The sequence below is a fragment of the uncultured Brevundimonas sp. genome (genome assembly GCF_963977465.1).
GTDB lineage: Bacteria > Pseudomonadota > Alphaproteobacteria > Caulobacterales > Caulobacteraceae > Brevundimonas.
Window position 1 is genome coordinate 80,249 of sequence record NZ_CAXBOQ010000002.1, and the last position, 23,636, is coordinate 103,884.

The following is a 23,636-nucleotide window of genomic DNA, read 5'->3' on the forward strand; positions in this document are numbered from 1 at the left end:
GACGACTGCCACGAGCGGAGCGTAGATGACCAAGGTCGTCCATATGACGTCGGTTCACCGAACCTATGATACCCGGATATTCATCAAGGAATGTGGTTCTCTTGCAGTCGCCGGCTATGACGTGGTGTTGGTCGCCGCGCACGGTGTCGATGAACTGGCCGACAACGGCGTCAGGATCCGCGGTCGGGGCATTTCTCGTCAGACCGGCGTCTGGAGGCGTTGGCTGCTGACGGTGCCCCTAGTCGTCCGTATCGCATTAGCCGAACGGGCCGCGCTCTATCATTTCCATGACCCTGAGTTGATAATTCCGGCTCTGCTAATGCGACTCGCGGGGCGCAAGGTCATCTATGACGTGCACGAGCATGTGCCGGCTGCGATCCGCACAAAGCACTATATTCCCCGGGCGCTACGCCTGCCTCTCGCCTGGATCGCGGACAGGGTCGAGCAGTGGGCGTCTCGCGGTATGAGCGGGATTGTTGCGACCTCGCCCCACATTGCCCGGCGCTTTTCCCCCGAACGTACGGTGCTGATCGATAATTTCGCGCTGAGTAGTGAGTTCCAGGAGGCACGTCGGCGTGTACCTTACGCGGAACGTCCCTTCTGGATTGCCTATGTTGGTCTGATCTCGGATGAGCATGGCGTGCTGCAGACCCTGGACGCGATGGCAATCATCGCCGCAACCTATGACGTTCGTCTGCAATTGGGCGGCAATTTCGCTAACCAGGCCATCGAAGATACCCTGAGAGGGCATCTAATGTGGTCGCGTGTTGATTATCACGGCTTCATGAGCCGCCCGGAGATGCTTGATATCTTCGCCCAGTCCCGGCTGGGAGTAGTGCTCTATCAACCGACCCCGAATAATGTCGTCACCTCAGCCAACAAGGTGTTTGAAAACATGGCGGCCGGCCTGCCGGTGGTGGCGTCCGATTTCAAGACGCGATCAGACGTGATCGACGGTGCGGCATGCGGAGCTACGACTGATCCCACCGATCCTGTGGCTATTGCAGAGGTGATCGGACGACTGTTCGGCGATCCGGCTGCTGCCGATGCGATGGGCAGGCGGGGAGCTGCGGCGATCGATTCACAGTTTAGCTGGGAAAGTCAGATGCCGCGGTTGACGACCTTCTATGAGCACTTGATAGACGGTCGCGCACGGCCAGCGGACAGTTGCTGACCTTTGCCGTCCGCGAACATCCCCAGGATAAGGGCTTTCCCGAAATGACGCGCTACAAGCACAATGACACGCGGGCGCTGGCAATCAAATTGAGGAAGCATGTGTTGCGCATGACCCACCATGCGAAAAGCTCCCATGTGGGTTCAGCGTTCTCGATGGTGGACATTATAGCCGTTCTTTACGGCGGCGCTCTGCGGGTGGACCCGTCTCGACCGGATTGGGATCAGCGGGACCGGTTTATTTTAAGCAAAGGTCATGCAGGATCGTGCCTCTACGCAGCATTGATGGAGCGGGGCTTCTTTTCTGAAGATGTTCTTGGCTCCTACTATCTCAATGGTTCCATTCTTTCCGGGCATGTCTCGCATAAAGGGGTGCCGGGCGTGGAGTTCTCAACGGGGTCGCTCGGCCATGGTCTCGGAGTGGCGACAGGCATGGCGATGGCCGGCCGTATGAAGGGCTCGGACCACAAGGTGGTTTGTGTACTCAGTGATGGCGAATGCGATGAGGGGTCCAACTGGGAAGCGTTCCTTTTTGCTGCTCACCACCAGCTGGACAACCTGGTTGCAATCATAGATTACAATAAAATACAAAGCCTTGGGTCTGTCGCTAGCACACTCGCCCTGGAGCCGCTGGCGGACAAGCTGAGGGCCATGAACTGGGCGGTGGCCGAGGTTGACGGGCACGATCATACTGCCTTGGCGGCTCTGTTTGAGAGTCTGCCCCTGCAAAGGGGACGGCCCAGTGTGGTGATTGCCCATACGACCAAGGGCAAGGGCGTGTCCTTTATGGAGAATGCCGTGCTTTGGCACTATCGCACGGCGCAGGGCGAAGAATTTGAAGCGGCGATGTCGGAACTTGACACGATAGAAGCTGGGCTGATGTCCGAGCGGGGCGAAAACGATGCGTGACGCTTTCATTCGCGCCCTGACGGAGCTCGCTGAGGCTGACGAGCGTATCGTGTTGGTCACCGGCGACTTGGGATTCGGGGTATTGGAAGATTTCGCCCGACGGTTTCCGGGTCGCTTCATCAATGCGGGCGTCGCCGAACAGAATATGACGGCGATAGCGTGTGGAATGGCCCTGGAGGGCTATCAAGTTTATACTTACTCAATTGGCAACTTCCCTACCCTGCGTTGCCTTGAGCAGATCCGCAACGATGTCTGCTACCATGATGCGGATGTGAAGGTCGTGTCGGTGGGCGGGGGTTTTTCCTATGGCCAGCTGGGCATGTCGCATTTCGCAACCGAAGATCTGGCGATAATGCGGGCTTTGCCCAATATGACGGTCGTGGCACCCAGTGACCCTTGGGAAGCGGCGGCATTGACGCGTCAGATGTCTGCGCGCCGCGGACCCGCGTACCTTCGGCTGGACAAGAGTGCGGCCGGATTACCCGAAGAGCCCGTAACCTTGGGATGTGCGCGACAGGTTCGCGAAGGTGGCGATGTTTGTCTCATCGCCACGGGGGGTATCGTCGAGGAGGCCCTCAAGGCGGCCGACCTGCTTGCCGCCGATGGTTTCGCTGCCAGCGTTTTCGCAGTCAACACGATCAAGCCGCTGGATCCCGTTCTCGTGGCCGCAGCCGGCGCGGCGAAGGCGGTCATCGTTATTGAGGAGCACACCGTCATCGGCGGTTTGGGCAGTGCTGTGGCCGAAGCTTGCATGACCGCAGGAGTTGTCCCTCCCCGTTTCCTTCGGATTGGTCTCGATGACATCTATCCGACCGTCGTCGGAGACCAGCGTTACCTGCGCAAGGTCTACGAACTGGACGCCGACGCTATCGCTCGAAGGACCAAGGCGCTTCTTGAGCGCTAGCGTGTTGAGCGCTCGGTGGTATTGACCGTCCTTCTGTTAGGAATCTGAATATGTGTGGGATTGCGGCCCTCCTCAGCAAGAATGCCATCCCGTCCGCCCGCCTGGGTCGGATCGTCGACGAGATGGCCACCCGGGGACCCGACGACCGGGGCTTTCTTTCCTGGAAAGGAACAGGGGCACCCGTGGTGAGCCACGGCCCGGGCGAGGGATGGGGCCGAGTGCAGTTCGGCCATCTTCGCCTGTCGATTATCGACCTGAATCCCCGCAGCGCCCAGCCGATGACATATGGCGATGGTCGTTATCACATCGCTTTCAACGGTGAAGTCTACAACTACAAAGAGTTGAGGAACGAGCTCGTGGCGGCGGGCCACGTCTTCCGAACAGAATCCGACACCGAGGTGGTAATGGCCGCCTTCGCACAATGGGGAGAGGCGTGCCTGACCCGCTTGGTCGGCATGTTCGCCTTCGTCCTTTTGGATATCGAGACAGATGTGATCACCGTTGCGCGAGATCCGTTTGGTATCAAGCCTCTGTACTGGACGCGCTGGGACGAGGGGCTGGCCTTCGCCTCCGAACCCTTGCCGCTGCTGAACCTGCCGGGGGTGAGCCGTGAAATTGCCCCCCAGCCGGTTTATGATTACCTGCTCTTCCACCACCTCGACTCGGGTGCTGAGACGATGCTGGCGGATGTGCACCGGGTTCCTGCGGGATCGGTCATGCGGATACCCCTGGGTACGCTCGAACCCGAGACGCCTCGCACTTATTGGCAGCCGACGGTCGCCACCCAGCGAGATATAACCTTTGAGCAGGCCGCAGACGAGTATCGGGAACTGTTCCTGGAGTCGGTCAGGCTGCATATGCGGGCCGACATTCCAGTCGGTCTGGCCCTGTCAGGGGGGCTCGACTCCGCATCGATCGCCTGTGCGGTTCGGCATCTGTTTCCCCGGCAGGAAATCCACGCGTTCACCTACGTTTCTGCTGATCCACGCCTGTCAGAAGAGAAATACGTCGACAGGCTGACCGCTGATCTGAACCTGACTTGCCACAAGATTCACTTGTCTTCGTCGGACTTGGTCGACAGTCTCGACGGGCTCATAACGCTGCAGGGCGAGCCGTTTTCAACCTCCACCATTATGGCCCAGCATCGTGTATTTGGAGCCGCCAAGGACGCTGGCATCAAGGTTTTGCTTGAAGGTCAGGGTGCGGACGAGATCATGGCCGGCTATCCGTTCTATAGCGGCAGTCGGGCCGGTTCGTTGCTGTGCGAGGGCAAATTGCCGGCAGCGCTGAAGGCGATCAGTGGAAATTCGGTTGCCCGTCGGCACTTGGCGCAACATTTCGCACGAACTGCATTCGGCACCCGGAACGGACCCGGGTCCGCGGCTATCCGATTCTTCGGTCGCAGTGGACTTTCACCGGTTTGGCTTAACCGACAGGCCGTTATTGCGGCGGGGATCGTAGAGGGACCACCGGCCGTTGTGCCCCTGTCCACCCGCACACTGGCAGCCGAACTGGGTCGAACGGTTACGGAGCAACCTCTCCAGTCCCTGCTGCGCTTCGGAGACCGCAATTCCATGGCGCACAGCGTCGAGAATCGCGTTCCTTTCCTGACGACGGCCTTGGCCGATCACGTCCTTTCGCTTCCGGAGGACTATCTGCTTGGGGCGGACGGGACGACCAAGCGGGTGATGCGCGCCGCGATGCGTGGGCTGGTTCCCGACTATATTCTGAACCGCCGTGACAAGATCGGGTTCGTTACCCCTGAAGCTGATTGGCTGGCGGCACTGGCCCCCAGAGTCCGTGCCGCCCTCGACACCGACCTTCCGGCCTTCCTCGATAAGGACGCTGTTTGGACCTTCTACTCGGCAATCGCCGAAAAGCGGGCTCCGTATCATTCGTCGGTATGGCGCCTGATCAATTTCGTCCTGTGGCAGGCTCAGATCATCAGGAGCACCTGAACCATGAGTTTTCTCGCGCGCGTCATGGCGCAACCCGCCAATTTGCTTCGCATTCTGGACCATCCGCTCAACCGGGCGCGGAAGCTGGATGCTCTTCGTCGCTGGCTATCCTGGCACATCCGTTCCCGGCTGTCGGGCGGCGACGTGCTGGTTTCGTTCGTCAATGGGCTGGCGGTGGCCGGCCGCGCAGGCATGACCGGGGCGGCCTCAACCGCCTATGTAGGGCTGAACGAGCCTGACGACATGGCCTTGGTCGCCCATGCCCTCAGACCGGGTGACCTGTTCCTCGATGTGGGGGCCAACATTGGCCTCTACACGCTGTTGGCAGCAGGCGTAGCGGGTGCACAGGTGATTGCGTTCGAGCCAATGCCGGTCACAGCGCAACTCTTACAGCGCAATGTTGCCCACAATGGAATCTCGGCCCTGGTCACGGTAAAGGCCGAGGCTGTAGGGCGTGAAAATGGCGTTATCGGCCTGACCTCAACCGGCGATGACGTGACGTCCCGCATCGCGACCGCTCACGAAGGAGCCGATCAACAGGCTCCTATGACAACCTTGGACGCTAGTGTGGGAGAACAGATCCCGACATTTCTCAAGATTGATGTCGAGGGATTTGAAGGCGCCGTACTGGAGGGTGCGAGCAAAACACTAGCCAATCCGAGTCTGTTGTTTGCGTTGATCGAGATCAACAGTAATGCTGCCCGCTATGGCTATGGTGGTGACTGGATCGTGGACCTGATGGCGCGCAACGGGATGACGCCGTTCAGCTATGACGCATTTTCCCGCACGTTCATCCCGGCTCACGGAGCCAACACGGAGTCTGATAACACGTTGTTTGTCCGGGATGTGACGGAAGCTTCACGCAGGGTGAAGCAAGCCCCGTCGATCTCGGTACTCGGAACCATCATCTAGTCGGACCGGTTGTCAGACTGACAGCATGCCCCGGGGGTCGACGGTTCTGGGAGCCGCAGCAATCCGAACCCGTTCTGTCTTGAACGCTGCGTGATCGACAAGCACGACGACAACATCGGCGACGGTCAGGGCTTCAGTCAGGTCGACCTTGCGCACGCCCTGTGCGCTCAGCGAATCCGGTAGGATTTCAATGTGGGGTTCAACTACCAGCAGCGAGCCGGGGTGGGCTGCAGCCAGCAGCTCGGTAACCTCGACGGCGGGGCTCTCCCGGATATCATCAATGTCCGCTTTGAAGGACAGGCCGAGGCAGGCGATCACAGGCTTGGCGATCGAGGCGACCAGGGTGTTGACCTCGTCGGCGATCCGACGAGGGCGACCGTCGTTCACCTGTCGCGCCGCGCGGATCAGGGGGGTGTCTTCGGGTGCACTTTCGACAATGAACCAAGGGTCGACGGCAATGCAGTGGCCGCCGACACCAGGGCCGGGGTTCAATATCTTGACCCGAGGGTGACGGTTGGAGATGGCGATGACCTCGAACACGTCGATGTCATGAACCTTGCACACGTTCGCCAGTTCGTTGGCGTAGGCTATATTGACGTCCCTGAACGCGTTCTCGGCAAGCTTGCACAGTTCTGCAGCGCGCGCGGTCGTTGCCACCAGTTCGCCTTTAACGAACAGGTCGTACAGGGCGGTCGCACGTGCAGTGCAGGCGGCGGTTATGCCACCGATCGCCCGGTCGTTCGAGACAAGTTCCTCGACGACCTTGCCCGGCAGAACCCGTTCGGGGCAGTAGGCCAGATAGATGTCGGCTGCGGGTCCGTCGCGACTGGGGAATATCAAGTCCGGTCGTTTTTCAGCCAGTCGGGCGGCTAGCTGCTCTGTTGTGCCCACAGGTGAAGTCGATTCAAGGACGACGAGGTCTCCGCGCTTGAGTACGGGCGCAATCGAATCTGCTGCGGCGAACACAAACCGAAGATCCGACTTCCGTTCGCTGGTTACTGGTGTGGGAACCGCGATCATAAAGGCGTCACAGGGCTCGGTTACCAGTGAGGCCCTTAGCTGGCCCGAAGCGACGGCATCTTGGACCACTTTGTGAAGCAGAGGCTCGACGATGTGGATCGAGCCGCTGTTGACCGTGTCGATGATGTGCGGATTGACATCGATTCCCAGCACCTTGACCGTTCCGCTGGCGGCCAGCACCGCAGCGGTCGGCAGGCCAATATATCCCAGGCCGATCACCGAAACGCGATCAAAAGACATTCTTACTATTCCTGATTCTGAAGGAGCGACGCCGCCGTTGTTACGACAGATTCGGCGTGAGGAAACGTTGGGCGAGTGAAGCGACGATGCGCTGGCTGGAGCAGCCATCGCCATAAGGCGAAATATCACGCCGCATTGCCGATCGTTCCTCCTCGCTGGAGATCAGACGTTCTGTCCAATCGAGGATCAGCGTGGGATCCGACCCGACCAGACGGCATACGCCGGCGACGACACCTTCAGGCCGCTCGGTTTCCTCCCTCAGCACCAGAACGGGTTTCCTCAGGGTGGGGGCCTCCTCCTGAACGCCGCCAGAATCTGACAGGGCGAATTCACAGCCCATGAAAACGGACAGAAACTCCGCATAGTCGAGCGGCTTGGTCAGGCGAACGTTGGGCAAGCCGCTGAGTTGCTCGCGGACAATGCCGTCGACATTGGGGTTCGGGTGCACAGGCCAAACAAAACCAAAGTCGGGGTGACGTTCAGCCAGGTTCCGGATGACGCCGGCAATAGCCCTGACAGGTTCCCCGAAATTTTCGCGCCGGTGCAGGGTGATCAAGGCGTAACGATCGAAACCCTCGAACCTGAAGGGCGTAACTCGATCTCGAATGCTGCTAAGGGCATCAATAACTGTATTGCCGGTAACCAGTATGTCGTCATCGGGCACATGTTCCCGAAGAAGAGCCTCTCTCGCGGTGTCCGTTGGTGCAAAATGAAGTGTGGCCAATCGACCGGCAGCGATCCGGTTCCATTCTTCCGGAAATGGACTTTGCAGATCGTGGCTGCGTAGGCCAGCTTCGACATGAGCGAACGGTATGCGCTGGTAAAAGGCTGCCAGCGAGGCGCAAAATACCGTCGTCGTATCTCCTTGGCCAACGATGCAGGCAGGATCCAGACTGCGGATGACTTCGTCGATACCCGTAAGGCAACGCGACGTCAGGCTCGCGAGAGTCTGATTGGGTTGCATCAGGTCAAGATTATGATCCATCTGAATATCGAATAGGCCGAGTGCCTGACCCAGCATTTCACGGTGCTGCCCCGTTCCCAAAACCGTATGGCGGATGCCGGCCGCACGAAGGGCCAGGATGACGGGGGCCATTTTGATCGCCTCGGGTCTCGTGCCCAGCACACACAGAACAGTTTTTGCCATTGAGCAGTTTCTCGTGAGGTTCGATGCCATACCGGCGGCGGATTCAGGATGATCGTAGGGTCAATGCGCCCGTGAGCCACGGTCCACCGGCGGGAGGGCTCACGCCTTGGTGTTATTGCAGTCGGCCCCTTTCGGTGAACCGGCGGAACGAACCGAAGCCATGACTTCGAAGACAGCAGTGCGGATAGCGCTTTCGTCGCCCGAAAGGGCGACGGCCTCCAGGTCCCGCAATGTCCTGCGTGACAAGGGAGGGGGGGTACCGGCGTCCACAACCTCAATCACTCCCTCGGTTGAGGGCAGGGCAATTTCAGAGTTGTCTATCAGATTTTCGGTGAGTTTCTCGCCCGGCTTAAGACCGATGAATTCAATCTTGATGTCCTCGTCGGGAATCTTTCCGCACAGTTGAATCATCTGCCGTGCCAAGTCGAAAATTCTCACCGGACGACCCATATCCAGCACGAATACCGAAGGTGTGGTATTTTCCCGGGCCGCCGAAGATGCAGTCGCATGCAGGACGAGTTGCACGGCTTCGGGAATGGTCATGAAGTAGCGCTCGACGTCGCGGTGGGTGATTGTGACCGGGCCGCCGCGCTGAATCTGCTCCATGAATATCGGAACAACCGAACCCGCCGATCCCAGGACGTTGCCAAAGCGCACAGCACTGAAACGTGTGGAGGTGCCGTGTCCACGTGACCGGATAACGCTTTCGGCAATTCGTTTGGTCGCCCCCATAACGTTTGACGGGTCGACTGCCTTGTCCGTTGAGATGAGGACCATGTGCTTGGCACCGCACTGGATCGCCGCGTCGGCGACGTTTGAGGTTCCGACGACATTCGTAAGCACGCCCTCACCCGGATGCTGTTCCACCAGGTGCACATGTTTCAGGGCCGCTGCGTGGAAGACTATGTCCGGCTTTTCGGACTCCATCCAGGCTGCGATCTGGTGGCTGTTGCGCACGTCGCAGAGAATGCTGCGGCGAGAGAGACCCGGGTGGGCCGTGGCGATCTGTAGATCGATGCTGAAAAGAGCGAACTCTGAATTATCGACGATCGATACATGTGCGCAGGATAGTGAAGAGACTTGACGGCAGATCTCGGAACCGATGCTGCCGCCCCCGCCGGTGACCAAAACCCTCTTGCCAGCGATGAAAGAGCGCATCGGCGAGACGTCGAACTTGATCGCCGGACGGGCCAGTAGCTCCTCGACACTGAACTCACGGACGTCGGTGCCAACAGTACCCCCCGTTACTTCGGCGAGCCGAGGCAGACGGAGAAGCTTGGTGTTTGCGGCTCTCAGCCGTCCGACGGCATCGGGATTTTCAGCCGTTGTCGTGTCATTCAAAAACAGTATTGCATCCGGGGTCTTGGCCGCCTCGGTCAGGGCGATGACCACTTTCGGGAACTCGCTCGTTGAGCCGATTACGCGAACGTTGCGTACCTCCACACCGACGTCACCCGCTTCTCCGCCAACGATTCCGGTGACGCGGTAGGCGCGATCTGGCTCGCGATCCAGTTCACGCAGGAATGCGTCGGCCTTGCCAAGGTCGCCGACCAGCAGCAAGGTTTGCATATTTGTGTCTGCTGGCCGGCGTCCGGACAGAAGCGACAGGGCACCCCGACGCTCGTTGAGAACACGGCGGGAGACCCGAGCCGCCGCGACCAGTGAAAAATCGATCAGAATTGTCAGAGCCAGAACCGATCGTGGAAGCAGAATTGCGCGCTGAACGGCAAACACAATAAGTAGAAAGGTTATTCCAATCAGGATGGATGCCCTGACGTTTCTCAACAGGTCTTCGAAAGAGGTAAAGCGCCAGCTGGATCGCTCGGTTTTCAGGACGGCTGCATAGATCAGTGCAGTTCCGCCATAGATAAAGCCCATGATCGATACCGGAATATCGTCCCTGCGCCAGGGAAGAACTTCGTAAGCGATGCTGAAGGCCAGGACGAACGCCAGATATCCGAACAGGAATCGAAGCGTCAGCTTTGCGAGGTTCGCGTGGTTCATCCAGCCCTTGTCACGGTTCGTCTGGAACGAAAGGTCAGGCTTGATGGTCATTCAGATGGGGTTCTTGGGGCTACTTGTCATTAGGATAGAGCGGCGCGGATAGGTCGGGCATCAAGGTCCATGTTGGTGCGCCGCAGGGTAGCGCCTGTTGCCGCTCGGATGGCGAGATCTGAACATTTCCGCCCAGAAGCCGGTCCCGAACGGCTTCCAGACAAGGTGGTCGGGCGAACTGGACGAATACCTTATCTCACATGTTTCAGCTTCGCGCAGTCTCCAGTCGCGCTCCTAAAGGAATTTGGCGCACTGGAAAAGGGCGTAGGCAGGCGGGATCGTGGAAAAGTAAAGGCAGAACAGTGTGTGCGACCCGGATTGACAGGTGGAAGGGTGCAACCGACCCGATCGGGTCGGTGACCGGATTCGAGCGCCATGCGAACCTTGGCCTGTGACGACGAATTCTTTGGTGGTGCTTTGAAGGCGACAAATCTATGCCCCTTTGGAGCGGACACTTATCCTCGCCCAACGCTCGATTTCACTTGGTCAGGTTTGGTACGTTCGATACGGTTCGCGCCATGCACTGGAAAACCAAAGCTGGCCTGTTTTGGGTTTTCGAGAAGGCACCGTTCGGTCGCCTCTTCTACGATCAGGTCCAGCGCCGGGTCACCCGGACAATACCTCGTACCGATTATTCAAACCCGCTCGTGCGAACAGAGGCCCACGCGGCAGCCTTTCGCCGCAACGGGCTGGATCTTTCCGAAATTCAATATTTCGAATTCGGTGCGGGATGGGACCTGCTTCATCCGTTGGGCCTCTGGTGCATGGGAGTGAACCGTCAGTTGGTCGTCGATCTCTCACCCCTGGCCAAACCGGCATACATCAACCACACGCTCGACCATTTTCGTCGTCAGCCGCCTGAGACGGCGATACGACAGCCGGGTGCAACCGTCACCGACTGGGTCGACCTTCAAAAGGAGTACGGGATTGATTACCAAGCCCCGGCTGACGCGGCCGCTACCGGCTTGGCCGATGGTGTAATCGATGCCTGCGCTACGACCAGTACCCTGGAGCATATTCCACGAGATGCGCTGGGTCGGATATTAAAGGAACTGAAGAGAATCTGCCGGCCGGGCGCGATCATCAGTATGGCGATAGACTATACGGATCACTATGCTCATCGAGGCGGTCAAATAAGTCATTACAATTTCCTGCAATTCTCTGGCGCGGAGTGGACGGCCTTCAATCCAGGAATCCACTATCAGAACCGTCTGCGCCACAGTGATTTCCGCAAATTATTCGAAACAGCAGGCTTCCGAATTCTTGAAGATACACCCGAAACCCTGCCGGATTGGGAGGTTCAGCTGGGTCGTCAGGCGATTTCGTGGGATTTCGCCGACTATTCCATCGACGATCTGGCAGCTACCAGCGGCACCTTTGTGCTCACCAGGGATTAGCCCCTGCTTGCTTGCGTGCCGGGCCTCACGATGCCTTAGGAAGCCTGGACATGAGCCCTGCGTGTCGCCCCCTCAACCCCGCCCCCCCACCAACGCCACCACCACGCCCGGATCTGCCAGGGTCGACGTGTCCCCCAGCGCCTCCACCTCGCCCTCGGCGATCTTGCGCAATATCCGCCGCATGATCTTTCCTGACCGCGTCTTTGGTAGGCCCGGGGCCCAGTGGATGGCATCGGGCGCGGCGATGGGGCCGATTTCCTTCCGCACATGCAGGATCAGGGCGCGTTTCAGGTCGTCGTGCGGCTCGATCCCGGCGTTCAGGGTGACATAGGCGTAGATGCCCTGGCCCTTGATGTCGTGGGGGAAGCCGACCACGGCGGCCTCGGCCACGTGGGGGTGCAGTACGAGGGCGCTCTCGACTTCGGCGGTGCCCATGCGGTGGCCCGAGACATTGATCACGTCGTCGACCCGGCCGGTGATCCAGTAGTAGCCGTCGGCGTCGCGGCGGCAGCCGTCGCCGGTGAAATATCTGCCTGGATAGGTGCTGAAATAGGTGTCGAAGAAGCGTTCGTGGTCGCCCCAAACGGTGCGCATCTGGCCCGGCCAGCTGTCGGTGATGCACAGATTGCCACTGGCGGCTCCGTCCAGCACCGTGCCGTCCGCATCGACCAGCTCCAGCTCGACCCCGGGCAGGGGCAGGGTGGCTGAACCGGGCTTCAGCGCAGTGGCACCGGGCAGGGGCGCAATCAGGGCCCCGCCGGTCTCGGTCTGCCACCAGGTGTCGATGATCGGCAGTTTCCCGTCGCCGACGACCTCATGATACCAGCGCCAGGCCTCGGGATTGATCGGCTCGCCGACCGTGCCCAGCAGCCGCAGGCTCTTGCGCGAGGTCGCCTTCACCGGGGCGTCGCCGTCGCGCATCAGGGCGCGCAGGGCCGTGGGGGCGGTGTAGAAGATCTCGACCTGGTGTTTGTCGACCACCTGCCAGAAGCGGCTGTTGTCCGGATAGTTGGGCACGCCCTCGAACATCAGGGTCGTGGCCGCATTGGCCAGGGCCCCGTAGACGACATAGGTGTGGCCGGTGACCCAGCCGACGTCGGCCGTGCACCAGAACACCTCGCCCGGACGGTAGTCGAACACCAGCTCATGGGTCCAGGCGGCCCAGAACAGATAGCCGGCGGTGGTGTGCAGAACCCCCTTGGGTTTGCCGGTCGATCCCGAAGTATAGAGGATGAACAGCGGATCCTCGGCGTTCATCGGTTCACACGGGCAGTCGTCGCGGACCCCATCCTTCACATCGTCATAGCGGACGTCGCGGCCGGCCACGATCGGCACGTCGGCCCCGGTGTGGGTCAGCACCAGCACGGCGTCGACGCTGACCTTCTCCAGCGCCGCGTCGACATTGGCCTTCAACGGGATGCATTTGCCGGCGCGCAGGCCTTCGTCGGCGGTGATCACGATCCTGGAGCCGCAGTCCTCGATCCGCCCGGCCAGGCTGTCGGGCGAAAAGCCGCCGAACACCACTGAATGCACGGCTCCAATGCGGGCGCAGGCCAGCATGGCCACGGCGGCGGTCGGGATCATCGGCAGATACAGGGTCACCCGGTCGCCTTTTACGACGCCGAGATCCTTCAGCACATTGGCCATGCGGCACACCTCGCGGTGCAGCTCGCGATAGGTCATCCCGCCGGAATTGGCCGGGTCATCGCCTTCCCACAGGATGGCCGTCTGGTCGCCGCGCGCGGCCAGGTGCCGGTCGACGCAGTTCCACGCGACGTTCAGCACCCCGTCGGCGAACCAGCGGATGCGGAAGTCGGCCTTGTCGAACGAGACGTCCTTGATGATCGTCGGCGGCGTGATCCAGTCCAGCCGCTTCGCCTGCTCGGCCCAGTAGGTGTCGGGCGTCTCACGGGCGGCATTGCAGGCGACCGCATAGGCCGCAGCATCCATGTGGGCCCGCGCGGCCCAGTCTGCGGAGACAGGATAGAGTTCGGAATCGCTCATGACGGACCTCGCGGTTTGGGCTCCCGGGCAGGGGACACCAGTCGGCCGCCGAATTCCAGTCATCCGGCCGCCTCGGGCAGGCTCAGGGGCCTTTCAGACTCTTGGCCGCATGTGGACCCGAGTGAACAAGGTTGAACAGGATGCTCCCTGAGTGCATGTGACCGTCATGCTTCGTCGCCTGTTCAATCGTACCCCAAAAGCGGCCCCCGCCGCGCCCGCACCGGTCCCTGCCGGCCTGCCGGCGGGCAGCGTGGTGTGGGCGATCGGGGACGTCCACGGGCGGCTGGATTTGCTGGACCGGCTGTTGTCAGCCATCACCGACAGCGACGCGGGCCGCGACGGCCGGAGCCCGGTTCTGGTCTTTCTCGGCGACTATATCGATCGCGGTTCCAACTCCCGCGGCGTCATCGACCGGTTGGCGACCCTGGCCGATGATCCGGCGTTCGAAACCCATTTCCTCAAGGGCAACCATGAGGACAAGATGCTCGAGTTCCTTGAGGACTCTTCGGTCGGTGCGGCCTGGTGCGACTATGGCGGGGCCCAGGCGCTGGAATCGTTCGGCCTCAAGGTGCCGGTGCTCAAACACCGGCCGGAGGGTTGGGTCTCGCTCTCGTCGGACCTGGGCCACCGGCTGTCAGCGCGTCAACGGGCCTTTCTTGAATCACTCGAATACAGCGTCGCCATCGGCGGCTATTTCTTCGCCCATGCCGGCGCGCGTCCCGGCGTGCCGCTGGACGAGCAGTCCAATCATGACCTGATGTGGGTGCGCGGTTCCTTCCTCAACAATGAGACGCGCTTCGAACGGGTGGTTGTGCATGGTCATACGCCGACCGACGATCCCTACATCGACCATCGTCGCATCGGCATCGACACCCGGGCCTATGAGTCGGGTGTGCTGACCGCCGTGCGACTCGAGGGGCTGGATCACCGCTTCCTGCAGGCCGTGCAGCAGGCCGATGGCGACATCGTCGTGCGCCCATGGTCCGCGACCGCTCCGGCCTGACTGGTCCGGCCTAACCCAGCGTCAGGGTGGCTTCGTCGTCGTCCGCCACCATCGGCCAGGACGCCGCCAGCTGCTGGAAGCCGGCCATGATGTGATAGAGCGAACTGGCCGGGGCCGGTTCCGCGACAAAGCCACCGCCGGGCAGATGCTTGTCATGCCACAGGCCGCCCGGCGTCAGATACAGCCACAGCGCCCGCAGGGCCGTGGCCGCGTCTTCCAGCAGGGCGATCCGCTCGTCGGGGGACGCGGTTTCCGCCAGGATCAGGGCCGCCTTCAACCATTCGCTCTGCGGCCATAGCCGGGCCTGCCGGCTGCGCACCGAGCCGTCGGTGTTCAGGGCGTCGATGATGATCGCCGGATGCTCGGCGACGCCACGCCGTCCGGCGGCATAGAGGCGGGTCGCGGCGGCCAGCGCGCGGGCGTTACCGCGGCTGCGACCGTATCGGGTCAGCAGCCAGGCCCATTCAAATTGATGGCCGGGTTCGATCAGGGTGCCGTCCCCGCCCTCGGCCGGAGTCCAGTCGGCGTTGAAGAATTCACGCAGGAACCCACCCTCGGCATCGATGAAGGCGTCGAAGGCCAGGACCACCAGCCGGTCCGCCAGTTCCGACCAGCCGGCATCACCCCCGGCCGCCTCCCAGGCCAGGCAGGCCTCGAGCAGATGCATATGGGCATTCGCCTGATACGGATGGTCGCCCGCCTCTCTGAAGCCACCGTTCGGCAGGGTCTGGGTCAGCAGCGTCTCGCGCAGCCTTGTCGCTGCGGCCTCTGCCGCCTCAGCGTCCACCCCGGCGCTACGCACGGTGGCCAACGCCAGCAGCACAAAGGCCTGATCGTACAGTCGGGCCGTGTCGTCGAGCGATGCGCCGCTGTCCGAAACCAGCGACCGGCTCAGGCCGTCGTCGCGTAGATGGGAATCCAGCAGCCGGGCCACGCCGAGCGATACGATCCGCTGCCATGGTCCGGTCCAGCCCAGCCGTCCGGCCTCAGTGTAGACAAAGATCTGCCGGGCCTGGACACGGGCCCTGTGGGGGCGAGGGGCGACGCGACCTTCCAGCGTTAGAGCCTCAAGAAAGAGGCCGGTCCCGGCCTGGCCCAGGGTCGACCAGATCGGCAGCGCGCGCAGGCGTAGCCAGTCGGCGAAGCGACGGCCGCCGTCCACGAGGGGCTCGGGCGTCACCGTGGAGAAGTCCAAATGTTCCGGCGAACGACGACGGATCTGTTCGACCACCGCCTTTACCTCCTGGCCGCGATCAAGGTCGCAGACGAGGATCGCGTCCGCCTCGGCGATGATCGCCAAATTGCGCACGCCGAGGGTCGCGACCAGGGTGCTTGCTGGAGCCCGGATCAGGCAGTTGGCGGTGTCCACGCGGACGTGCTGACTGTCGTCGTCCTGGCTCGCGGCGGCGATGGCGTCCCACGCCCCCAGATCAGACCAGGCGAAGTCCACCTCCAGAACGGCGGCCCGGCGGGTCTTCTCCATCACCGCATAGTCGATCGAGATGCGGGGGGCGTGTCTGAAACTGTCCGCCAGCGTCTGGACGCTGTCCGTATCGGCACAGTTCAGGGCCGCGCGCACGGCCGTCTCGATTTCGGGCGCGAAGGTACGGAGCTCATCGAGCAGCGTCCGGGCCGGGACGATGAAATTGCCGCTGTTCCACAGATAACCGTCGCGAATATAGGACCCGGCCGTGGCCGCATCCGGCTTTTCGACAAAGGCGGCGACATCCGACAGGCCCGGTCCGGTCGGCTTGATATAGCCATAGGCCGAGGACGGCTCCGTGGGGCGAACCCCCAGGGTCACGATCCGGCCGGAGCCGCTGGCGCGGGCGGCTTCGACGACGGCCTCGCGAAAGGCGGGATGATCCGGAATGTGGTGATCCGAGGCCAGGAAGGCGACGATGCCTTCGGGGTCCTGCTCTGAGACCCAGACCGCCGCCGCGGCCATGGCCGGGGCCGAATCCCGGCCTTCGGGTTCCAGCAGGACCTGGGCCTCGACACCCAGTTCGGCCAGTTGCCCGATAATCCAGTGGCGATGGGCCAATCCGCCGACGACGACTAACCTACCGCCGTTCCGGACCAGCGGCGCGACCCGGATCACAGTTTCCTGGAAGAGCGATCGATGCCCAACCAATGGCAGGAACTGCTTCGGGCGGGACGGTCGCGACGCCGGCCAGAGCCGGGTGCCGACACCGCCGCACATGATGACTGGAAACAGGACCATGCCAACGCCTTAGCTTTCACGATCAGACAATGCCAATCCCTTTCGAGGGTTGACGGGCAGCGATGGCGATAGATGACCGCAACAGCGCAACCGTCTCAGATCATTTCACTCAATCTTGAGGTGTGCCTGAATAATGCCGCAGACGCAGGACTCCTTGCCCGGCGACAAGGGCGGCACCGGCCTGCTAGGTGGACCGCCCTTCAGCCGGATGATTTATGAAGACCTTTCTCAGACTGTTCGCGGCGGCGGTGATTGCCGGCCTCCTGTCCCTGATGTTGGGCCCGGTTCTTGCCATCGAACGCTTGGCCATTGTGTCGGACAAACTGGCCCACGCCGTTGCCTTTTTCATGATCGCCGTGTGTCTGGAGATCCTGATCTGGCGCAGCACCCGGCTGCTACCCTGCCTGCTGGCCTTGGTCATCGGCGGTCTGGTTGAGTTGATCCAGGGCGCGATCGGGCGCGACGCCAGCTGGGGAGATTTCCTCGCCGACTTCATCGGCATCACTGTGGCCTTCTTCGTTATGGCCAGGCTGAAGCCGCTGATCGACGGGACCGGGCGACCGGGACGGCAAGCCGCCCGGACCCGATCCTAGACAATCGGTTCTGGTTTGTCCGGTCTCAGGCTGCCTCGGCCGCGACCGGCAGCGCTTCCAGGGCCCGGGTCAGGTCGGCCAGCAGGTCGTCGCCGTGCTCCAGTCCGATCGACAAGCGTAACAGACCATCGGTGATGCCCGCGATCCGACGCGCCTCGGGGGTCATCGCCGCATGGGTCATCAGGCCGGGGTGGGCGACCAGGCTTTCGACCCCGCCCAGGGATTCCGCCAGGGTGAACACCGCCAGGCCGTCGACGAAGCCGCGCACCGCGTCGAGCCCGCCATGGAGTTCGAAACTGAGCATGGCTCCGAAACCGGCCTGCTGCCGCGCGGCGATGGCATGGCCCGGGTGGCTGGCCAAACCCGGATAGTGGACCACCCGAACCGCCGGCTGATGAACCAGCCATTCGGCCACGCGCTGGGCGGTCTGTTGCTGGCGCTCGATCCGCGCGAACAGGGTGCGCACGCCGCGCAGCGTCATATAGGCGTCGAACGGCGAACCGGTGACGCCGAGGCAGTTGGCCCACCAGGCCAGTTGCTCGTGATCGGCCTTGTCGGCGGCGATCACGGCCCCGCCGACCACATCCGAATGGCCGTTGATGTATTTGGTAGTCGAGTGGATCACCAGATCGGCCCCCAGCGCGATCGGCTGCTGCAGGGCCGGGGACAGGAAGGTGTTGTCGACCGCGACCTTCGCCCCCGCCGCATGGGCGCGGCGGCACAGGTCGGCGACATCGACGATACGCATCAGTGGATTGGACGGGGTCTCGATCAGGATCAGTTTCGGCCGCTGCGACAACGCCGCGTCAAAGGCGGTGGTGTCGCCCTGGTCGACGAAGATCACGTCGAAATGTTTGCGCCGGGCCCGGGCCGTCAGCAGGCGATGGGTGCCGCCGTAGCAGTCGTGCGGCGCGATCAGCAGATCGCCGGGCTCCAGTGAGCACAGGGCCAGGTCGACCGCGGCCATGCCGGTCGCGGTGATCACCGCCCCGGCCCCGCCTTCCAGCTCGGCCAGGGTTTCGGCCAGCACGTCACGGGTCGGATTGCCCGAGCGCGTATAGTCATAGCGCCGCTTGCCATCGAGGCCGTCGAAACTGAAATTGCTCGACAGATAAAGCGGCGGCATCACCGCACCGTGGGCGCTATCGGAATTGACGCCGTGGCGCGCGGCCAGGGTCGCGGGATGCTGGGCAGGGGGACAGGTCATGCGGCGGTCTCACGGGGGCGGGTGAACAGGGGGAGGAGGGCGTCGGTCAGGGTGCGACTGATCAACTCGCGTTCCTTGAGGAAGGCGTCATGGCCGAAAATCGAGGGGGCCTCGACGAACCGCTCCAGTGCCGGGACGCGGGTGGCGAGGTCGCGCAGGTCCTCGATCGGCACCAGCCGGTCGGAGGTGAAACCGATCAGGGTCAGGGGGGCGAGGATCCGTTCGGGCCCGACCGCGTGACGATCCAGCGAATCCGACAGGCTGATCCAGCGATCTACAGCCATGACCTGCCGGTAGGCAGTGCCGCGCGCGGTCAGATAGTCACAGACTGGATAGGCATCCCCCGCCGCGGCAGGCGGGGTCGAGGCAAAGCGCAGGCCGAACTCCTCGGGTGTCCGGTAGGAAATCATCGCCAGTTCGCGGGCCAGGGCCACCCCCTGCGCCTCCTGTCCGGTGGCACGGCCGAAGGCCAGCAGACGGCGCTGGAGGCCGCGCAACGCGGTGGCCATCGGGTGCGTCCGGTGCGCCGCAGAGATCACCACCAGACGGCCTATATGGTCGGGGAAGGCGGCGGCGAAGGCCAGGGCCACGGCCCCGCCGTAGGAGGCCCCCACAAAGGCGTCGAGGCGGGTTGCCCTGATCGCATCGAGCAACAGCTTCAGCAGTCGGGCCTGATCAGTCGCCGTGATGGTCACGGCCGCGTCGTCGTTCCCCGGCAGGAAGTCGAACGCCAGCACCCGCGCCCGGCTCGGGTCCACCGCGCCGCCGCGGCAGACCAGCCAGGGCCACCAGCCGGCCGCGCCCGCGGCATCGATCGACGGAAACCGGCCGCTGGAGATACCGCCGGCGACCGCGATCAACGGCCCGTCGTCCGGCCCGAGCAGACGACCCTGGACCCGGTCCGCCGTCAGCCGTTCGCCGGACTCCAGCCGAAAGTCAGCCGGAATCATCGCATGCACGTCACGGCCGTCGATCAGGGGGTGAGGTGTCGGGGAGGGGATGGGCACGGGTCACTCCAGGTCTCGCCCATCGAGACTCATGCAGTGACAGACCCGTGAAGACGCCGGACTCCACCAATGGCGGGGCCTTCGCTTCACTCATCTCTCGCGGCTCCGGAGAACCCCGCAGGAGTTGGCACCATCTCGCGCGGCGGGTAGCCACACGCAGGTTGCCCCGGCGTCAAAGGGCCTATCCCTCAGCCGGTCTTGATGAGTGGCTCTACGTTGGCGAACGACCGCGCCGCCGTCAATCCCCTCGCGAAAGAGGGTCTCCAGGCCGGCAAAAACGGGGTGTGCGGGGTCGCCAAGCCGGCTCGCGACGGGCTAGACATCGGCGACCCGAGCTTGTCGGGGCTCCGGGGGTGGGCTGATGAAACGTTCCTTGCTGACGACCGTGGCGGTGCTGATGTTCGCCGCGCCGGCCATGGCCCAGACGCCGCCGCAGCCGCAGCCCGTCCCGACTCCGGACACGGCGTCCGAACCGACTCCCGAACCGATGATGGACGATACGCCGCCGCCGACCGTCGATGTCACGGACGCAACAGACGACGCGGCTGCGCCCAAATGGGATGTGCAGGCTCCGCCCGGACCGTCGCGCGACATTCCGCTGGACGTGACCGAAGGCACCTGGATGTCGCTGGACGTCAGTCCGGACGGCCGTGAGATCGTCTTCGACCTGCTGGGTGACATCTATGTGATGCCGATCGCCGGTGGTGAGGCCCGGGTCATCGCCCGTGGCGTCGCCTGGGACATGCAGCCCAAATATTCGCCGGACGGCCGCCAGATTGCCTTCACGTCCGACCGGGGCGGGGGTGACAATATCTGGGTGATGAACCGCGACGGGTCGAATCCGACCCAGGTCAGCGACGAGGATTTCCGCCTGTTGAACCAGCCCGACTGGTCCCCCGACGGCCAGTTCATCGTGGGCCGCAAGCATTTCACCTCGGGCCGTTCGCTCGGGGCCGGCGAGATGTGGATGTACCACCGCTCGGGGGGCGGCGGGGTGCAGCTGACCGAGCGTCGCACCCAGCAGAAGGACACCGGCGAGCCCGCCTTCTCGCCGGACGGCCGGTATCTGTACTTCAGTGACGACGCCACGTCGGGTCAGACCTTCGAGTACAGCAAGGACCCGAATGGCCAGATCTATGTGATCCAGCGCCTCGACCGGGAGACCGGTGACGTCAGCGAGTTCGTCACCGGCCCGGGCGGCTCGATCCGGCCGACGCCGTCGCCGGACGGGCGCTCGCTCGCCTTCATCCGCCGCGTTCGCTACCAGTCCGTCCTGTATGTGAAGGACCTGGAGTCCGGTCGCGAAACGCCGATCTACGATGCGCTCGACCGTGACCTGCAGGAGACCTGGGCCATCCACGGCGTCTATCCGGCCATCAGCTGGACCCCGGATAACAGCGCCATCGTCTTCTGGGCCGGTGGCAAGATCCGTCGCGTCGACGTGGCCTCGCATGCGGTCACCGAAATTCCCTTCCACGTCGCCGACACGCGCCGGGTCGAGGACGCCGTGCGCTTCCCGGTCGAGGTCGCGCCCGACCGGTTCGATGTGAAGATGATCCGTTGGGCCACTACTTCACCGGACGGCAGCAAGGTCGTTTACGAAGCCCTCGGCAATCTGTGGATTCGCGACCTGCCGACCGGCACCCCGCGCCGCCTGACGCGCCAGTCCGACCATTTCGAACTGTATCCGTCCTGGTCCCGCGACGGCCGGTCGATCGTCTACACGACCTGGAGCGACAGCGATCTGGGCACCGTTCGCGTCGTGCCGGCCTCGGGCGGCAACGGTCGCGTCGTCACCCGCCAGCCCGGCCACTACCTGGAGCCCAGCTTCTCGCCGGACGGTCGCACCATCGCCTATCGCACCACCGGCGACGGCTATCTGACCACGGCCCTGTGGAGCCAGAACCCCGGCATCTACCGGATCCCCGCCGCAGGCGGTGAGGCCACCTTCGTCACCGATGATGGCACCACGCCCCGGTTCGGTGCCTCCAATGACCGGATCTTCTTCACCGGCCGCGAGGGCGAGAATCGGGCGTTCAAGTCGGTTGACCTGACCGGCCATGACGAACGCACCCACCTGACCTCTCAGTACGCGGCCGAGTTCGTGCTGTCGCCGGACGAGCACTGGATCGCCTGGACCGAACGGTTCAACGCCTATGTCGCGCCCTTCGTCGCCACCGGCCGCCCGGTCAGTCTGAGTGCTGACGGCAAGGCCCTGCCGCAGACCCGGGTGACCCGCGACGCCGGTGAGTGGCTGCACTGGTCTGGCGATTCCGATCGCCTGCAGTGGTCGATGGGCCCCGAGCTGTTCTCGCGACCCCTGGAGCAGACCTTCAGCTTCGTCGACGGTGCGCCCGAGACCCTGCCGAAACCGGCCGAGGCGGGGATCAACATCAGCTTCACCGCCGACTATGACCGGCCCACCGGCCGGGTGGCCCTGACCGGGGCGCGGCTGATCACCATGAACGGTGAGCAGGTGATCGAGGACGGGGTGATCGTCGTCAACGGCAACCGCATTGAATCGATCGGACCGCGCGGTTCGGTCTCCGTGCCCGCCGATGCGGTGGTCATGGACATGACCGGCAAGACTATTATCCCCGGCATTGTTGACGCCCACTGGCACGGCTCGATGGGGTCGGACGAGATCATCCCGCAGCAGAGCCGTATCGATTATGCGTCGCTGGCCTTCGGGGTGACCACGATCCACGACCCGTCCAACGACACGAGCGAGATCTTCGCCCACAGCGAGCTGGCCAAGGCCGGTCGCATCGTCGCGCCGCGGATCTTCTCTACCGGCACCATCCTGTACGGGGCCCGCACCGCCTTCACGGCCCAGATCGACAGTCTCGATGACGCCCTGTCCAACCTGCGCCGCATGCAGGCGGTCGGGGCCGTCAGCGTCAAGAGCTACAACCAGCCCCGGCGCGACCAGCGCCAGCAGGTCATCGCGGCCGCGCGCGAACTGGGCATGATGGTCGTCCCCGAGGGCGGCTCGCTGTTCCAGCACAATATGTCGATGATCGTGGACGGCCATACGACCATCGAGCATTCGATCCCGTTGGCCAATCTTTACGACGACGTGCACCAGCTGTGGCGTCAGACCGAGGTCGCCTACACCCCGACCCTGGTCGTGGCCTATGGCGGCAACTGGGGCGAGAACTACTGGTACCAGACCACGCCGGTCTGGGATGACGCCCGCCTGCAGCAGTATGTCCCCCGACGGGTACTGGACGCTCGCGCCCGTCGCCCGGTGCAGGTGCCGGAAGAAGAGCTGAACCACATTGCCATCGCCCGCGAGGCCACCCGCCTGTCGCGCGAGGGAGTCACCGTCGAACTGGGGGCCCACGGCCAGCGCGAAGGCCTGGCCGCCCACTGGGAGATGTGGATGATGGAACAGGGCGGCTCGACCCCGATGGAGGCCCTGCGCTTTGGCACCCTGAACGGGGCCAGGGCCTTGGGCATGGACCGTGACATCGGCTCGATCGAGGTCGGCAAGCTGGCCGATCTGGTGGTGCTGGACGCCAACCCGCTCGACAACCTGCGCAACACCACGGCCATCGCCTATACGGTGGCCAATGGCCGGGTCTACGACACCCGGATGGACGAGGTCGGTCGCCGGTCGCGGCCGCGTGCGCCCTTCTGGTTCGAGGGCACCGACGGCGAGGCCTGGAGTGCCGGGGCCGCCACGTCGGAAAGCGACAGCCACGGTCACGGACCCGACTGAGAATCCGCCGCCCGCTTCGGCGGGCGGCGTTTCCGCCCCCCTTACCAACCGCAATCAATTGCTGCGTGTGCGAACTCAACGTGGTGGGTGCGCGAGAATAGAGCAATAATCGTGCTCCAAATCTGCTGATGCACGCAAGATCGGCACAATCGTTGTGGT

Annotated in this window: 16 protein-coding genes and 1 riboswitch; of the genes, 9 read left to right on the forward strand and 7 right to left on the reverse strand. The window is 63.1% G+C overall.

Annotation, left to right across the window (positions count from 1 at the left end; genetic code table 11):
• Nucleotides 1–25: 25 nt before the first annotated feature.
• From AAC067_RS04390 to AAC067_RS04410, 5 genes are read left to right on the forward strand one after another with little or no spacing between them, the layout of a single operon-like run.
• A complete protein-coding gene (locus AAC067_RS04390; protein WP_339929954.1) occupies nucleotides 26–1,174 on the forward strand; it encodes a glycosyltransferase in 1,149 nt (382 codons plus the stop codon).
• On the forward strand, nucleotides 1,168–2,082 hold the full coding sequence (locus tag AAC067_RS04395) for a transketolase (protein ID WP_339929956.1): 915 nt from the start codon (nucleotides 1,168–1,170) through the stop codon (nucleotides 2,080–2,082). Before AAC067_RS04390 ends, AAC067_RS04395 begins: the two co-directional genes overlap by 7 nt.
• The gene (locus AAC067_RS04400; RefSeq protein WP_339929958.1) at nucleotides 2,075–2,986 is read left to right on the forward strand and encodes a transketolase C-terminal domain-containing protein; all 912 of its coding nucleotides are present in this window, start codon (nucleotides 2,075–2,077) and stop codon (nucleotides 2,984–2,986) included. Before AAC067_RS04395 ends, AAC067_RS04400 begins: the two co-directional genes overlap by 8 nt.
• 50 nt (nucleotides 2,987–3,036) lie before the next feature.
• Entirely contained in the window at nucleotides 3,037–4,944 is a 1,908-nt protein-coding gene (gene asnB / locus AAC067_RS04405; protein ID WP_339929960.1) for an asparagine synthase (glutamine-hydrolyzing), read from the forward strand.
• 3 nt (nucleotides 4,945–4,947) lie between these two features.
• Nucleotides 4,948–5,856 (forward strand): FkbM family methyltransferase, encoded by a 909-nt coding sequence (locus AAC067_RS04410; RefSeq protein WP_339929962.1) that lies wholly within the window; start codon nucleotides 4,948–4,950, stop codon nucleotides 5,854–5,856.
• Nucleotides 5,857–5,868: 12 nt separating this feature from the next.
• Here the strand turns inward: AAC067_RS04410 and wecC are convergent, their stop codons facing one another.
• The 3 genes from wecC to AAC067_RS04425 form a co-directional block, all read right to left on the reverse strand.
• Nucleotides 5,869–7,116, reverse strand: coding sequence for a UDP-N-acetyl-D-mannosamine dehydrogenase (gene wecC, locus AAC067_RS04415; RefSeq protein WP_339929964.1), 1,248 nt, complete (start codon nucleotides 7,114–7,116; stop codon nucleotides 5,869–5,871).
• Between the two features lie 40 nt (nucleotides 7,117–7,156).
• The gene (wecB, locus tag AAC067_RS04420; protein ID WP_339929966.1) at nucleotides 7,157–8,293 is read right to left on the reverse strand and encodes a UDP-N-acetylglucosamine 2-epimerase (non-hydrolyzing); all 1,137 of its coding nucleotides are present in this window, start codon (nucleotides 8,291–8,293) and stop codon (nucleotides 7,157–7,159) included.
• Between the two features lie 69 nt (nucleotides 8,294–8,362).
• The gene (locus AAC067_RS04425) at nucleotides 8,363–10,318 is read right to left on the reverse strand and encodes a nucleoside-diphosphate sugar epimerase/dehydratase (RefSeq protein ID WP_339929968.1); all 1,956 of its coding nucleotides are present in this window, start codon (nucleotides 10,316–10,318) and stop codon (nucleotides 8,363–8,365) included.
• A 518-nt stretch (nucleotides 10,319–10,836) separates the two neighbouring features.
• Between AAC067_RS04425 and AAC067_RS04430 the strand changes: the two genes are divergently transcribed.
• Nucleotides 10,837–11,715: a class I SAM-dependent methyltransferase gene (locus AAC067_RS04430; protein ID WP_339929970.1), complete on the forward strand. Its 879-nt coding sequence runs from the start codon at nucleotides 10,837–10,839 to the stop codon at nucleotides 11,713–11,715.
• Between the two features lie 72 nt (nucleotides 11,716–11,787).
• Here AAC067_RS04430 and acs read toward each other — a convergent pair whose 3' ends face one another.
• On the reverse strand, nucleotides 11,788–13,719 hold the full coding sequence (acs, locus tag AAC067_RS04435; protein WP_339929972.1) for an acetate--CoA ligase: 1,932 nt from the start codon (nucleotides 13,717–13,719) through the stop codon (nucleotides 11,788–11,790).
• A 166-nt stretch (nucleotides 13,720–13,885) separates the two neighbouring features.
• On the opposite strand from acs, the gene AAC067_RS04440 reads away from it, so the two are divergent.
• Nucleotides 13,886–14,722 carry a metallophosphoesterase gene (locus AAC067_RS04440; protein WP_339929974.1) on the forward strand — a complete coding sequence of 279 codons (837 nt, stop codon included), beginning with the start codon at nucleotides 13,886–13,888 and terminating at the stop codon, nucleotides 14,720–14,722.
• A 10-nt stretch (nucleotides 14,723–14,732) separates the two neighbouring features.
• Here AAC067_RS04440 and AAC067_RS04445 read toward each other — a convergent pair whose 3' ends face one another.
• Nucleotides 14,733–16,946, reverse strand: a complete 2,214-nt coding sequence (locus tag AAC067_RS04445; protein ID WP_339929976.1) for an AGE family epimerase/isomerase — start codon at nucleotides 16,944–16,946, stop codon at nucleotides 14,733–14,735.
• A 215-nt stretch (nucleotides 16,947–17,161) separates the two neighbouring features.
• On the opposite strand from AAC067_RS04445, the gene AAC067_RS04450 reads away from it, so the two are divergent.
• Nucleotides 17,162–17,539, forward strand: coding sequence for a VanZ family protein (locus AAC067_RS04450; RefSeq protein ID WP_339929978.1), 378 nt, complete (start codon nucleotides 17,162–17,164; stop codon nucleotides 17,537–17,539).
• Between the two features lie 25 nt (nucleotides 17,540–17,564).
• On the opposite strand, the gene metB is transcribed toward AAC067_RS04450, so the two are convergent.
• Both metB and AAC067_RS04460 read right to left on the reverse strand, forming a co-directional pair.
• Nucleotides 17,565–18,746 (reverse strand): cystathionine gamma-synthase, encoded by a 1,182-nt coding sequence (metB, locus tag AAC067_RS04455; protein WP_339929980.1) that lies wholly within the window; start codon nucleotides 18,744–18,746, stop codon nucleotides 17,565–17,567.
• Nucleotides 18,743–19,753 carry a homoserine O-succinyltransferase gene (locus AAC067_RS04460; protein WP_339929982.1) on the reverse strand — a complete coding sequence of 337 codons (1,011 nt, stop codon included), beginning with the start codon at nucleotides 19,751–19,753 and terminating at the stop codon, nucleotides 18,743–18,745. Before AAC067_RS04460 ends, metB begins: the two co-directional genes overlap by 4 nt.
• A gap of 87 nt (nucleotides 19,754–19,840) precedes the next feature.
• Nucleotides 19,841–19,961: riboswitch (SAM riboswitch) on the reverse strand.
• A 153-nt stretch (nucleotides 19,962–20,114) separates the two neighbouring features.
• Here AAC067_RS04460 and AAC067_RS04465 point away from each other — a divergent pair.
• Nucleotides 20,115–23,477 (forward strand): amidohydrolase family protein, encoded by a 3,363-nt coding sequence (locus tag AAC067_RS04465; protein ID WP_339929984.1) that lies wholly within the window; start codon nucleotides 20,115–20,117, stop codon nucleotides 23,475–23,477.
• Nucleotides 23,478–23,636: the final 159 nt, after the last annotated feature.